This window comes from Paenibacillus sp. PK3_47 (assembly GCF_023520895.1).
Lineage (GTDB): Bacteria > Bacillota > Bacilli > Paenibacillales > Paenibacillaceae > Paenibacillus_AQ.
The window spans coordinates 2,418,176-2,431,103 of record NZ_CP026029.1; the positions used below are offsets into that span (position 1 = coordinate 2,418,176).

Below are 12,928 nucleotides of genomic sequence, written 5' to 3' on the forward strand. Positions count from 1 at the left end.
CATCCACTGATGCTCAATGCTGCTTTTAATAAGGCCCGGGGGGCCTTTGCCCTGCATATTCAGCCCCCGTGTCCTGTCTGTACAAGTCTTAATGCATGGAGGCCGGAACGATGGATTCCATGATCTCAAGTTATATCGTGATAGTAGCCATCTCCGGTGTGCTCAGTGCACTGCTGGCGCTGTTTGCCTACTATAAAAAGAACACTGATTTTGCCGGAATCAAAGCTTTCATAATCAGCTCGGCCGCTTCCGCCATCTACACCTTCGGCTTTGCTCTGGAGCTGTCGGGAAACACGATGCAGGAAATCAGCTTCTGGATCAAGGTTGAGTATTTGGGAATGCCCTATATCGCTCCCTCCAGCCTTATTATGGTCATGCATTTTGTAGGCCTGGACAGGCTGATCAAAAAGAAACTGCTGTCCGTGTTATACGCAGTCCCGCTGATCTCCACGGTGCTCGTATGGACGAATGAATATCACCACCTGTTCTACCAGTCGATACATTTCCGGGAAGATGCCCCCAGACCCCTGGTCGATGTCGTAATGGGTCCATGGTATATCGTGCAGGGCAGTATGACCTTCGGCTGCATGCTCGCGGGGATGTGCCTGATTCTCTGGCAGTGGGGCCGGATGAAGCGGGTCTACCGCCGGCAGCTGACCACCATTTTTATCGGGCAGTTTCTGCCGGCTCTGGGCGCTTTTCTGTATTTAATGGGAGCGACCCCTTACGGCATGGATCCTGTACCGGTAATTATGAGCGTAACCTCAACCCTCTATATATGGGCCATCCTCTCCAGAGGCATGCTGACCGCCGCCCCGATTGCCCGCGAGAACCTGTTCGAGAGCATGCGTGACGGAGTCCTTGTAACAGACCGCTCAGATATGCTCGTTGATTACAACCGTGCTGCTACGCAGATGCTGCAGGGGCTGGATGCATCAGCAGTCGGCAGGCCGCTGGCCCAGCTGTTCCTGCATGCCGGAAAAGAAGCGGTGGATTATGTAATGAATGTGGACCCCCAGATCAGTGAGGAACGGGAGCTTGCCTGGAATAAAGACGGTGAGGTCTGCTATTACCAGGTCAGATCCTCTCCGGTCCAAAAAAAGGACGGCCACCTGGCAGGCCGGATGATCATGCTGATCGATGTCACCGAACGGGTGCTGCTTCAGGAAAAGCTGCTTCAGCTCGCCACGATTGACAGCCTGACCGGCATTTATAACCGTATGCACTTCATGTCCATGAGCCGTTCCCTGCTGGAAGCTGCGGTAGCCAACCGGACTCCTGTTTCCATTATTCTGCTCGATATTGACTACTTCAAAAACATCAATGACCGGTATGGGCATCAATACGGGGACATGGCGCTCCAGCATGTTGTCGGCGTATGCCGCAGGCATCTGCAGGAAGGTGACATTTTCGGGCGGTACGGAGGCGAGGAATTCGTGATCTGTCTGCCCGGCACCTCTCTTAGCCAGGCCGCTGAGACAGCGGAGGCTATCCGCGAGGACATTGAGCAGAGCACCATAATTACACCTGTCGGCCTGATCCGCGTCACCTCCAGCTTCGGAGTGGTCGATGCGCACCGCCAGAACATTACGCTGGAAGAGCTTCTGTCCGAGGCGGATCATGCACTTTATACATCTAAAAGGAGCGGCCGCAACGCTGTCCATTTCTCTAATGGCGTATGTATCACCCAATTTTCTCCTGCTCTGAAATAGACAGCACTGCTCAGGTTTCATTGATATGCTAACAGCCCTGTTCCCTGGCGTAAGCCGTAAGGAACAGGGCTGCTGTCTATGGCAGCGCATCTGCTATCGTTATGAATAATGATTTCCTGCCATAAAATAGTCCACACCCCTCAGCAGATCGCCGGGCAGCTCCTCTGTCTGCAGCCAGACCTTTAACTCCTGTATCACCTGCTCCCGCTGATCTCCGGCGGTCTCCACAATCCGGGCCAGCTGCACCCAGGGTGCCAGATCATCCCGGAATTCCTGCTCATTCATAGGCAGTCCGTGGGATTCCACATAACACTCTGCCTGATAACTGCCCACCTGATCCATCAGCTGCAAAAAATTCTTGCTGTTGTACCTCCGTGGACCCCCGTACACTGCGGGCCCCAGTGCATCACCGAGGAAGAGCACACGCTCCTCTTTTATGTAGAGCAGGCAGGAGTCAGCCGAATGGTCCCCGCCGACATGGCTCAGCTCGCAGGTTATCCCGCCCAAATCAATTGTAAGGGTACCGGTAAAGGCAATATCCGGCTTATTGACTGCAACAGCCCTGGAGTCACCGTATTCCAGCCGGATATGCTCCACACTCTCCTCACTGATTGTTCCGGCTTGTATAAGCTCCTCCATGCCTGCATCCGTCCATTCCCGGCCCGATAATTCCGCCAGCATCGCCACCGTTCCCTCATGGGCAATCACCGGCGCTTCCCAAGCGGACATGCCGAAACTGTGATCCCAGTGCCAGTGGGTCAGCACCAGCAGATCCGGCATCCTTATCCCGCGTCTGTCCAGCTCTTCCCGGAACAGTGCTGCATGTGCCCGTGAATTGCCGGAATCCATCAGCAGCGTGCGCTTCTCTCCGGTAATTGCCGCCAGGACAGGACGGTCTGTGTCATCCTCCGGATGCATAATGAGTATGTGTTTACCGAGCGCTTGAAACGTATGCTCCATCATTCATCCCCCTAAATTTCAGCTAATAAGAATTAAGGTCAGGCAGCAAAGTATATCCCTGCACTCTTTTGGTGATAACAGCACCCATAGCCTGTATTCAAGAGCAGGCCTGCACCGCCTTCTATCCCTTATGTTGCAGCAGTTCCGGGCATTAATCAACTGTTCTTGTTTGTGTTAGCAGGTTTTCAGTTTAATAGGAAGTAACTGATCTCTGCGATCACGGTTATCAATTGCAGCCAAGGGGGGATTACATGATTAAAATCGGACTAACCGGCTTTGGCGACCACGAGGAATTGTATGGCAAAATCAAACCGGCCGAACGTCTGCCCGCCTACAGCGCGCATTTTTCCATTGTGGAAATTGACAGCTCCTTCTACGCGGTACAACCGGTCAGAAACTATGCCAAATGGGTGGGTCAAACACCGGATAACTTCCAGTTTATCGTTAAAGCCTATCAGGGTATGACCGGGCATCTGCGGGGCAAAAAAAATTATTACGATACGCCTGACGAGATGTACCGCGCTTTTCACACCTCCATAGAACCTGTACGCGAAGCCGGCAAGCTGGCGATGGCGCTCTTCCAGTTCCCGCCCTGGTTCGACTGCACCAAGGATAATGTAGAATTTCTGCGTGATGCCAAGGCACGGATGCTGGATGTCCCTTCCGCGCTGGAGTTCCGCAATGAATCATGGTACAGCCCGGAAATGCGGGACAAAACCCTTCAGTTTCTGGAGGAGGAGGGCTGGATTCACACGGTGGCTGATGAACCTCAGGCCGGCAGCGGGTCTATCCCTATTGTGCCTGTTGCTACCACACCGGACATCACTTACGTGCGCCTTCACGGCCGCAGCATAAGCGGCTGGAACCAGAGCAGCCACCCCGACTGGCGCAAGCTGCGGTATTTGTACCGCTACAGCACTGAAGAGCTGACCGAATGGCGGGACCGGCTCCTGGAGCTGGAGAAATCCTCCCGCGAAATATATGTAGTATTCAACAACAACTCCGGCGGTGATGCCACAGATAATGCGAAAGAGCTGCAGGCGCTGCTCGGAATCGACGGCGGACTGGCTCCGCGCCAACTGGACTTGTTCTAGCACAAAAGCTGAAGCGGTCTACATAATATCTTTTAACCTCCTTGCTGAATTCCGGTTTACAAAGAATGGGCCCAAGCATTTTATATTGATTAGGGAGGCTGAAAAGGATGAAGAGAAACCATACGATGATGCAGTTTTTTGAGTGGCATGTGGAAGCTGACGGCAAGCATTGGAAGCGGCTGGCTGAAATGGCCCCTGAGCTGAAGGCCGCCTATATCGATTCGGTCTGGGTACCGCCTGTAACCAAGGCTATCACTGCTGAAGATACCGGGTACGGTGTCTATGATCTGTATGATTTGGGCGAATTCGACCAGAAGGGCAGCATCCGGACCAAATACGGCACCAAGCAGGAGCTGGTGGAGGCCATTGCCGAGTGTCTGAAAAATGGCGTCGCCGTCTACGTTGATCTGGTCATGAACCATAAAGCAGGCGCCGACGAGACCGAGGTGTTTGAGGTTATTGAGGTAGATCCCAATGACCGCAATAAGGAAATTTCCGAGCCTTTTGAAATTGAGGGCTGGACCAAATTCACCTTCCCCGGCCGGGGAGACCAGTATTCCACCTTCAAATGGGATTACACTCACTTCAACGGCACCGATTATGATGCCAGAGAAGAACGGACCGGGGTGTTCCGGATTGCCGGTGAGGATAAGCAATGGAACCAGAATGTAGATAACGAGTTCGGCAACTATGATTATCTGATGTTCGCCAATATTGATTATCATGATGAGGAAGTCAGGAATGAGATGCTGGAATGGGGCAAATGGCTTGTCGACACCCTGCAGTGCAGCGGCTACCGCCTGGATGCAATCAAGCATATCAACCATGAATTCATCAAGGAGTTCGCTGCGGAAATGACCCGCAAACGCGGTGAAGACTTCTATATCGTAGGCGAGTTCTGGAATTCCAACCTTGAAGCGTGCCGGGAATTTTTGAACACGGTCGATTACCAGATTGATTTGTTTGATGTCTCGCTTCACTACAAGCTGTACGGGGCGGCGCTGGCCGGCAGGGATTTCGATATGACCACCATTTTTGATGACACGCTGGTACAGACCCACCCCCTCAATGCCGTAACCTTCGTAGACAATCACGATTCACAGCCGCATGAAGCGCTCGAATCCTGGGTAGGCGACTGGTTCAAGCAAATTGCCTATGCTTTGATTCTGCTGCGCCGCGACGGATACCCCGTCGTTTTCTACGGTGATTATTACGGGATCGGCGGCCCTTCTCCGGTGGAAGGCAAAAAAGCAGCCATCGACCCGCTGCTGTATACCCGCTATCACAAGGCCTACGGACAGCAGGATGACTACTTCGACCATCCCAACACGATCGGCTGGGTCCGTCACGGTGTAGAGGAAATCCCAGGCTCCGGCTGCGCAGTAGTGATCTCCAACGGTGACGAGGGCGAGAAGCGGATGTTCGTCGGTGAAGCGCGTGCCGGAGAGAGCTGGGAGGATTTCACCCGTAACCGCGAAGAGAGCATTACGATTGACGGGGAAGGCTGGGCTGTGTTCCCTGTCAACGGAGGAAGTGTATCCGTATGGGCATTGCCTGATGCCGACACGGAAGCTGAAGATGCCGGGGCTGCGGAAGCAGAGGACACAGATACTGCAGGTAATGAAGCAGAGTAGGTCTTAACTATAAAAGGTGAACCTTCGGCCGGTTTGGCTGCGGGTTCACCTTTTCATTACAGCTGGATATAGGTTGGACTTGAAAACCGTGGTTTTCATTTCAGGGATTATAGTGTTGTGGTTGCACATTGTACAACAGAATCAATGCCAAACGTTCAAAAGTTCCATTCTGCTGCATTGCACTGAACACACGGTCCTGCAAAAGCTTAAAAGTATAATTGCTTATTCTGAGATCTTAACGGCAGCAGGAGCTGTATCCCCGACTTCAGCCATTTCATCCAGCGCATGCTCAACGAGAACCATAAAGTTACCCGAAGAGGTAGTCGCGCCGCTGACAGCATCCACCGAACCGATCAGCTGCTTCTCGATCAGCTGTTTCTCGAGCTCTTCGGTATACTTCGCCGGGTAAGTCCCGGATACGGGCTCCATCGATGCCTTATAATCCGCATCCTCTGTCTTCAGCTTACCGGCTTCATTAACGTAGTCAAACTGCACGGCCGCAATGGCATGATCCTTAATCTCAAGGTCCAGCTGCGGCTTCCACCCATGCTCGTCAAAAGCATCCGCACTCACCTTGTAAACTCCGTCATCATATAAAGGTATAACTGCTGCCGCCGTATCACCGGCTTTGGCTTTGTCCAGTGCCGCCGCTGCCAGCTCATTAAAGTTTCTGGAGGAGTGGGTGGCACCCGATACAGCATCCACCTTCGCTGCATCCTGGCTGGCAACAAGTCCTTCACCCAGCTTGTCAAATGCTTCTCTTGGCGTGAACTTGTTCACCTCGGAGAAACCCTTGATATAATTCTCGTTCTCGCTGCGCTTCTCACCGGCGTCATTGGTATAATCGTAATAAGCCTTCTCCACCTTGCCGTCTTTCACTGTTACCTCCACATACGCCTTCCAGTTTCTCACGTCGTTGCGGTCATATTCCGCCTTATAGGTTCCGTCTGTAAACGCTCCGGCAGCAGCCGGCTCAGCAGCACTGGCCGTTTCTGTAGCAGCAGGCTCATTTACATTCCCGCTGTTAGATGCCGTATTATTGTTGTTGTTGCCGCATGCCGTCAGCATAACCGCAAGTGCTGCTGCAGCCAGAACCGGCAGCTTTCTATTGTGTTTCATCTCTAAAACCCCCGTTATGTTATTTTTTTCACATACTTATATTAACATCTGTAGGGTGTTATGACCATACACATCAGGATTCTTTTTCCTGAGGGTTGTCCATTTCCTGCTGTACGGCGAACATCCGGACGTAAAAAAGAGGACTCCTTCACGGCAAAGGAAGTCCCCTTCGTTGTCATAGCTCTACAGTCCGGGGTTATACCCGGATGTCAAACCTGCCTGCGCTGTCTGTGGTCGCGGCAGCAATCTCCTGCGCACTTGCCGCAGCAATAATATTGCTGCCGGCCGGTTTCTTCTGCGCAATGCCGCCGCCCGCTGAAGCGGAACCCGCCTGCGATTTTTGCAAAATTTGAGCCGCGATCCCTTTAATCTGCTGCTCAATCTGTTTGGTTTTGGTTTCTTTGGTCTTCTCGTCCTCTTTGCCCGACCCGATTTTTTCGAGTTCCGCTTCAAGCTTTGCCTTCTGCTTCTCCAATGCGCTGGTATCAGCGGTGCTTGAAGAAGTGTAAGAAGACGAAGCTGCAGATGATACGGATGATATATTCATGCCCGTCCCTCCTTTCACTTCTCCAATATTACTCTCTTCACCCCAGGGAAACGTTAAAACGCGCTGAAAGTTTGCTGAAAGTACTGGAGCCGCGATGCACAGCAATAAAGCCGCCCGCAGGCGGCTCAAGGTATGGCTTATGACTGATGAATTTACTTGCCGGAATTCTGCAGCCAGTACCGGGCTGCTTCCGCTTCGGCAGCGCTAAGGCGGTGCCCCTGGTTGCCCCAGTGTGTGGTTACCTCTGCGCCGGCTCCTTGCAGCAGGCTTTCCAGCTCCACCGTTTCCTCTGAACGGATCAGCGGATCATTGGTTCCCGCCCCGATGAAAACATCCACACCAGATAGTGACGGAAGGTCCAGCCCGCGCAGCGGCACCATCGGATGCAGCAGCACGGCTTTGCTGAAAATACCGCCGTAATGGAACAGCAGGCTGCCTGCTATATTCGCACCGTTGGAGTAGCCGATGGCCACCAGGTTACCGGCGTCAAATCCGTACTCCGCCGCAGCCGTCTCCAGGAATTGTCTAAGCTCATGGGTGCGGAAGACCAGATCTTCCTCATCAAAAATGCCTTCAGCCAGCCGCCGGAAGTAGCGCGGCATCCCGTTCTCCAGCACATTGCCGCGGATGCCCAATACGGAGGCTCCCGGCAGCAGCATCTCGGCAAGCGGCAGCAGATCATGTTCATTGCCGCCGGTGCCATGGAATAATACCAGTGTCGGCAGGCTCAGGTCACTGCCCTTTTGGTAAATATGGATCATCTCTGCTTCACCTCAATTTCACGAATTTCGAACGGGCTCAAATTAGCCTCGATAGCCGCGCGGTGCGGTTCATACCATGCCGGAAGCATCAGCTTTTGACCAAGGGCATCCGGTGTTTCATCATTGGCAAAGCCGGGAGGATCTGTTGCGATCTCGAACAGGATTCCGCCTTCCTCGCGGAAGTAGATGGCGTTGAAGTATTGGCGGTCCTGGACCGGAGTCGGCTGGTAACCATGGCTTTGGACGCGGGCACCCCATTCCAGCTGCTCGGCATCATCTTTGGCACGCCAGGCAATATGATGTACGGTGCCCGTTCCTCCTGCCCCATGCGGAACCGGAGCGGATTTCAGGTCAATAATATTGCCGAGGTCAGCTGCCGATCTGTAACGGATATAGCCGTCGCCTTCAGCGATCACTTCCATGCCCAGCGTCCGGCCCAGCGTATCCGCTGTCCGCTCAGGATTCACACTGTAGAGCACTGCACCCCCGAAGCCTTTAATGGCATGCTTCTCAGGTACGCCGCCAAAGGACCAGGTGCTGTACGGGCCCTCTTCCCGCTCAACCAGCTCAATGCGCAGTCCGTCGTAATCGGCAAAGGACAGATAATGCTCGCCAATCCGGGTTACATGGGTAAAAGAAATAGCGTAGGAGGCAAGGCGTTCCTCCCAGAAACCAAGCGATCCCGCCGGTACTGCATAAGTGGTTACGCCCACCTGGCCGCCGCCGATTCTGCCTTTGCGTCCGGTTGACCAGGGGAAGAAGGTGATAATGGTGCCCGGAGCGCCCTCTTCATTGCCGAAATAGAGGTGGTAGACTTCCGGTGCGTCGAAATTAATCGTTTTTTTGACCAGCCGCAGCCCGAGAATTCCCGCATAGAAATCCGCATTGCGCTGTGCATCTCCGACAAAGGCTGTAATATGGTGAATACCTGCAGTTTGAAGTGTCATTATAATATCCTCCTATAAAATCATATTTGTAGGGCTTTGTGCAACGTGACCTGCATGATCTGCTTAATTAAAAAGCAAGGCGTCCAGAGAAATCGAACCTGCGCCTGTAAGGGCTATACCCACTGCAACTACCAGCACAGTCAAAGGAAACTCAATTCCGTTAGCGGTGGACCAGAAACCATTGGGTGCATGAACCTTTACGATTGCCCCCAGCATCGCTGCGGCAATAAGTACTGCAGCCACCGGTGTCAACAGACCGAGCGTGAACATCAGCCCGCCGGCAAGCTCGAGCACCCCGGCCAGAACCGCCATCGCTACACCGGGTTTAATGCCGACCGATTCCATCCAGCCTCCCGTTCCCTTCGGTCCGTAACCGCCGAACCAGCCGAACAGTTTCTGTGCACCATGACCTATGAAAGCCAATCCGATTACCAGCCGTATTAATAACAAACCTACACTAACCATTTTCAACACTTCCCATTCTCTTTAATTTATTTATCTTAACCTTAAGATATTTATCAAAAAAATTTTGTCCAACCTTCTTTATTTAAAGCTATCTAATGCATTGCCTGGCAAGACGCTATCATTCTACACGCCTTTGCCAAGCTTCTTCAGCAGCCCTATCGCCTGTTCCTTCTCTTCACTGTTCAAGCCGCCCATCAATCCGTGAATCGAGGAAACATGCCGGGGGAAAATCTCATCGAACAGCTCGCGTCCTGCCTCCGTAATCTCCGCATAGGTTACGCGCCGGTCATCATCGCAGGGAACCCGCTTCAGCAGCCCCTTCTTCTCCAGCTTATCGATATTGTAGGTAATGCTTCCGCTGGTGACCAGAATCTTCTCGCCGATCTGCTGCAGCGGAATCCGGGTTCTATGGTAAAGCACCTCCAGCACCATGAATTCTGCCGAAGCCAACCCATGGCTCTTCATATCTCTTACGGCATGATCCATCAGGCTCTTGTAAGCCTTGGACAGCACCACAAATAACTTCAGTGATGAATCCTGATCGTCTGTACTGCCTGTTTGACTCCCCGTCTTCGTAGGATCACTCATTCTGCACACCTCCATTCGTGGCTCACGTTTATCTTTAAGTTAATTATCTTTAAGTTAAGATAAATATAATCCATTTATACGATGCTGTCAACACTTCTATTGCAACTTGTTGTTTCCCGGTTTGACCTGGTCCCCAAAACGGCGTATCCTTTTCTTTACGAATACAGGCTGGTTACATTTCTTACTATAAAAAGGTGGCTGAAGCGATGAATTCTTTATCTTCACATCCCCCCGACTCCGCAAAACGCGTGCTGATTGTAACCGCTGTTGCAGCGGAGCGGGATGCGGTCCTGCGCGGCCTGGGCGGCAGCAGCCGGTTCCATGTCATTGCGGCGGGTGCCGGCACCGCCGCGGCTGCGGCGGGAACCGCCGCCGCTCTGGCAGCCGGCGCCTACGGCTGCGTCATCAGCGCCGGGATCGGCGGCGGATTCGCGGGGGCTGCGCCCTTAGGCTCGCTGGCGGTGGCCAGCGAGATGATTGCCGCCGACCTCGGAGCCGAGACGCCGGAGGGCTTCCGCAGCGCTGCCGAGCTCGGCTTCGGCAGCGTGAGCGTGCCGGCGGAGCCCGGCACGGTGCAGGCCCTTGCGGCCGCGCTGGCAGCGGCCGGGCTTGCCGTAAGCACGGGACCCGTGCTTACGGTGTCCACGGCGACCGGCACCGCCGGGACGGCCGCCGCTCTGGCCGCGCGGCACCCCGGTGCCGTGGCGGAAGCGATGGAAGGCCACGGGGTCGCCGTGGCCGCCCATGCCCTTGGGATCGCGGCGCTGGAGCTGCGCGCGATCTCGAACCCGGTCGGCCCGCGCGACCGGGCCGCCTGGAAAATCCCTGAAGCGTTGGATGCGCTCGCGGCAGCTGCCGCTATATTACCGGAGGTGCTGTAATGACTGACAAGCTGAATATTGCTTTTTCACCCTGCCCTAATGATACCTTTATATTTCATGCCTGGGCCCACGGGCTTGTTCCCGGGGCACCGGAGCTTAACGTTACCTATGCAGATATTGATATTACGAACGGTCTGGCTGCGGACGGGACAGGCCCCGAGGTACTCAAAATCTCCTATGCCGCTCTCCCTTGGGTGTTGGACCGGTACAAGCTGCTGCCCTGCGGCGGTGCGCTAGGACGGGGCTGCGGCCCGCTCGTGTTGACCCGCAAAGGGGCCGGAGCCGTCAAGCATCCGAAGGAGCTGTCCGGCCGGAAAATTGCCGTGCCGAGTGAACGTTCCACCGCTTATCTGCTCTTCCGTCTCTGGGCGGCACAGCAGGTGCCGGGCGGCCCGGCTGAAATCGTCGTTATGCCTTTTGATGAGATCATGCCTGCGGTCCAAAAAGGGGAGATCGACGCCGGACTCGTAATCCACGAGGCCCGGTTTACTTACCCTAACTATGACCTCCATATGCTGACTGATCTCGGCAGCTGGTGGGAGAGTGATACAGGCCTGCCTATCCCGTTAGGTGCTATCATCGCCCGCCGCGGCCTGGACGATTCAGCCATCTCCGGCTGGATCCGCAGCTCGCTGCAGCATGCCTGGGATCACCCGGAGGATTGCCGGGAATATGTGCTTAGCCATGCGCAGGAGCTCTCCCCGGAAGTAGCCAAATCGCACATTGATCTCTATGTGAACGAATTTTCAATGAATCTTGGAGAAGACGGCTATGCCGCCATCTCCGCTCTGCTGGACCGCGCTGCCGTCGAAGGGCTGGTACCGGCCGTTGACCCGGCACTGCTGCGGTAGTCTGTTGTTTCTGAGCTGCAGCGGTAGTCTGTTGTTTCTGAGCTGCTGGGGTAGTCCAGCTGACTTTGCGCTGCTGCAGTGAGCCTATTAACGATTTCACCTGTAATAAGCGGAGGTCCTCCTCGTCATCTAACTTAAATGGATTTTGTTCACTTAATTCCAGCAACTTTCGTAATTTATGAGGATTAAGTGGATTTTCTCCATTTATTTCGGTCCATTTCATGCTCTGGTAGAGAAATCGCTGCATTTAAGTGGACATTTTCCTGCCAGTATGAAGATCTTGGCGTTTGAGAGAGAATTAGATGGAGAAATTCCAACTGGACAGTTACCTTGCTTCAAACCCATAGAATAGCCCGGCAAGCTTTCACGCCCGGCAGTAACGAAACGATGCCTGCCAACGAACCTCCACTCAGATGAGTTCCCCGCTCCTGCAGAGCGGAGACTGTAGGGAGCTTTACTTTAAAACAAGGTAAAATCAGCGATGGGAGAGGATTTCATGATACCTGCAGACAACAGCAAACAGAACATTGACCGTTTCTTAGGCTTCCAGGATGATTATGACCGTTACCGCCCTGCGGCGCCGCCGCTGGTCACCGGGCTGCTCAGCAATTATCTGGGGGGCCGCCCGTCCCTGGTAGCCGATATAGGCTGCGGAACAGGCCTGTCCACTTTTCTGTGGCAGCATGCCGCTGATGCGGTAGTGGGTGTGGAGCCTAATCCGGATATGCTGGGCAAAGCGGTAGAGAAGCTCAGTATGTCGGGTCCGGCGCCGTCATTGTCTTTTGTCCAAGGCTATTCCAACCAGCTTCCTTTTGCCGCCGGCAGCGTGGATATCATTACCTGCTCCCAGTCCTTCCACTGGATGGAGCCGGTCAGCACCCTGCGGGAGATCGGCCGCTGCCTGCGCCCTGGAGGCGTATTTGCCGCCTACGACTGCGACTGGCCGCTTGTGCTCGAGCCGGGGATCGAGGCGCGCTATAATCACCTGCTTTCCGCCGCTGATGCTCTGCTTGCCGAGCATCAGCCGGAAGACGAACGCGTCCATAAATGGGACAAGGAAGGCCATTTATCCCGGATCAAAGAGAGCGGCGAGTTTAGTTACGCCCGCGAAATTGTCTTTCACAATTCGGAAACCTGTGATGCGGAGCGCTTCGTTGGCCTCATGCTCAGCCAAGGCGGCATCCAGGCTGTGCTGAAGCTCGGGATCGGGGCACTGGATCAGGAGCTGTCCCAGTTCAGGGAAGCAGCAGAACAGTATTTTGCAGGAAGGACCCTGCCGGTGCTGATCAGCTACCGTATGCGGGTCGGGATCAAATAGACTTACGCTATTTATTTGTTTTCATATGCGTTTTTTTGTCATATACTGGTT

General features: G+C 54.0%; 13 protein-coding genes. 6 read left to right on the forward strand and 7 right to left on the reverse strand.

What is annotated here, in order from left to right; all coding sequences use genetic code 11:
* Window positions 1-110: 110 nt before the first annotated feature.
* Complete coding sequence (locus C2I18_RS10840) at window positions 111-1,712, forward strand: histidine kinase N-terminal 7TM domain-containing diguanylate cyclase (RefSeq protein WP_249901191.1); 1,602 nt, start codon at window positions 111-113, stop codon at window positions 1,710-1,712.
* A 99-nt stretch (window positions 1,713-1,811) separates the two neighbouring features.
* Here the strand turns inward: C2I18_RS10840 and C2I18_RS10845 are convergent, their stop codons facing one another.
* Window positions 1,812-2,675: an MBL fold metallo-hydrolase gene (locus C2I18_RS10845; protein WP_249901192.1), complete on the reverse strand. Its 864-nt coding sequence runs from the start codon at window positions 2,673-2,675 to the stop codon at window positions 1,812-1,814.
* Between the two features lie 248 nt (window positions 2,676-2,923).
* Between C2I18_RS10845 and C2I18_RS10850 the strand changes: the two genes are divergently transcribed.
* Both C2I18_RS10850 and C2I18_RS10855 read left to right on the forward strand, forming a co-directional pair.
* Entirely contained in the window at window positions 2,924-3,766 is an 843-nt protein-coding gene (locus C2I18_RS10850; protein WP_249901193.1) for a DUF72 domain-containing protein, read from the forward strand.
* Window positions 3,767-3,873: 107 nt separating this feature from the next.
* Window positions 3,874-5,400 (forward strand): alpha-amylase, encoded by a 1,527-nt coding sequence (locus C2I18_RS10855; RefSeq protein WP_249901194.1) that lies wholly within the window; start codon window positions 3,874-3,876, stop codon window positions 5,398-5,400.
* A 222-nt stretch (window positions 5,401-5,622) separates the two neighbouring features.
* Here C2I18_RS10855 and C2I18_RS10860 read toward each other — a convergent pair whose 3' ends face one another.
* The 6 genes from C2I18_RS10860 to C2I18_RS10885 all read right to left on the reverse strand — a co-directional run bounded on the left by C2I18_RS10860 (window position 5,623) and on the right by C2I18_RS10885 (window position 9,827).
* Entirely contained in the window at window positions 5,623-6,519 is an 897-nt protein-coding gene (locus C2I18_RS10860) for an FMN-binding protein (RefSeq protein ID WP_249901195.1), read from the reverse strand.
* Window positions 6,520-6,715: 196 nt separating this feature from the next.
* Window positions 6,716-7,066 carry a FlxA-like family protein gene (locus C2I18_RS10865; protein WP_249901196.1) on the reverse strand — a complete coding sequence of 117 codons (351 nt, stop codon included), beginning with the start codon at window positions 7,064-7,066 and terminating at the stop codon, window positions 6,716-6,718.
* 152 nt (window positions 7,067-7,218) lie between these two features.
* Window positions 7,219-7,827: an alpha/beta hydrolase gene (locus C2I18_RS10870; protein ID WP_249901197.1), complete on the reverse strand. Its 609-nt coding sequence runs from the start codon at window positions 7,825-7,827 to the stop codon at window positions 7,219-7,221.
* Window positions 7,824-8,774 (reverse strand): ring-cleaving dioxygenase, encoded by a 951-nt coding sequence (locus C2I18_RS10875; RefSeq protein ID WP_249901198.1) that lies wholly within the window; start codon window positions 8,772-8,774, stop codon window positions 7,824-7,826. Before C2I18_RS10875 ends, C2I18_RS10870 begins: the two co-directional genes overlap by 4 nt.
* Before the next feature lie 63 nt (window positions 8,775-8,837).
* Complete coding sequence (locus tag C2I18_RS10880; protein WP_249902078.1) at window positions 8,838-9,239, reverse strand: DoxX family protein; 402 nt, start codon at window positions 9,237-9,239, stop codon at window positions 8,838-8,840.
* Window positions 9,240-9,362: 123 nt separating this feature from the next.
* On the reverse strand, window positions 9,363-9,827 hold the full coding sequence (locus C2I18_RS10885; RefSeq protein WP_249901199.1) for a MarR family winged helix-turn-helix transcriptional regulator: 465 nt from the start codon (window positions 9,825-9,827) through the stop codon (window positions 9,363-9,365).
* A 206-nt stretch (window positions 9,828-10,033) separates the two neighbouring features.
* On the opposite strand from C2I18_RS10885, the gene C2I18_RS10890 reads away from it, so the two are divergent.
* The 3 genes from C2I18_RS10890 to C2I18_RS10900 all read left to right on the forward strand — a co-directional run bounded on the left by C2I18_RS10890 (window position 10,034) and on the right by C2I18_RS10900 (window position 12,877).
* Complete coding sequence (locus tag C2I18_RS10890) at window positions 10,034-10,708, forward strand: futalosine hydrolase (protein ID WP_249901200.1); 675 nt, start codon at window positions 10,034-10,036, stop codon at window positions 10,706-10,708.
* Window positions 10,709-10,719: 11 nt separating this feature from the next.
* Window positions 10,720-11,559 carry a 1,4-dihydroxy-6-naphtoate synthase gene (locus C2I18_RS10895; RefSeq protein WP_249902079.1) on the forward strand — a complete coding sequence of 280 codons (840 nt, stop codon included), beginning with the start codon at window positions 10,720-10,722 and terminating at the stop codon, window positions 11,557-11,559.
* Window positions 11,560-12,055: 496 nt separating this feature from the next.
* Window positions 12,056-12,877: a class I SAM-dependent methyltransferase gene (locus tag C2I18_RS10900; RefSeq protein WP_249901201.1), complete on the forward strand. Its 822-nt coding sequence runs from the start codon at window positions 12,056-12,058 to the stop codon at window positions 12,875-12,877.
* Window positions 12,878-12,928 lie beyond the last annotated feature (51 nt).

Coding starts and splice junctions, on each gene's coding strand:
- C2I18_RS10840 (WP_249901191.1), top strand. CDS start 111: ATGGATTCCATGATCTCAAGTTATATCGTGATAGTAGCCATCTCCGGT.
- C2I18_RS10845 (WP_249901192.1), bottom strand. CDS start 2,675: ATGATGGAGCATACGTTTCAAGCGCTCGGTAAACACATACTCATTATG.
- C2I18_RS10850 (WP_249901193.1), top strand. CDS start 2,924: ATGATTAAAATCGGACTAACCGGCTTTGGCGACCACGAGGAATTGTAT.
- C2I18_RS10855 (WP_249901194.1), top strand. CDS start 3,874: ATGAAGAGAAACCATACGATGATGCAGTTTTTTGAGTGGCATGTGGAA.
- C2I18_RS10860 (WP_249901195.1), bottom strand. CDS start 6,519: ATGAAACACAATAGAAAGCTGCCGGTTCTGGCTGCAGCAGCACTTGCG.
- C2I18_RS10865 (WP_249901196.1), bottom strand. CDS start 7,066: ATGAATATATCATCCGTATCATCTGCAGCTTCGTCTTCTTACACTTCT.
- C2I18_RS10870 (WP_249901197.1), bottom strand. CDS start 7,827: ATGATCCATATTTACCAAAAGGGCAGTGACCTGAGCCTGCCGACACTG.
- C2I18_RS10875 (WP_249901198.1), bottom strand. CDS start 8,774: ATGACACTTCAAACTGCAGGTATTCACCATATTACAGCCTTTGTCGGA.
- C2I18_RS10880 (WP_249902078.1), bottom strand. CDS start 9,239: ATGGTTAGTGTAGGTTTGTTATTAATACGGCTGGTAATCGGATTGGCT.
- C2I18_RS10885 (WP_249901199.1), bottom strand. CDS start 9,827: ATGAGTGATCCTACGAAGACGGGGAGTCAAACAGGCAGTACAGACGAT.
- C2I18_RS10890 (WP_249901200.1), top strand. CDS start 10,034: ATGAATTCTTTATCTTCACATCCCCCCGACTCCGCAAAACGCGTGCTG.
- C2I18_RS10900 (WP_249901201.1), top strand. CDS start 12,056: ATGATACCTGCAGACAACAGCAAACAGAACATTGACCGTTTCTTAGGC.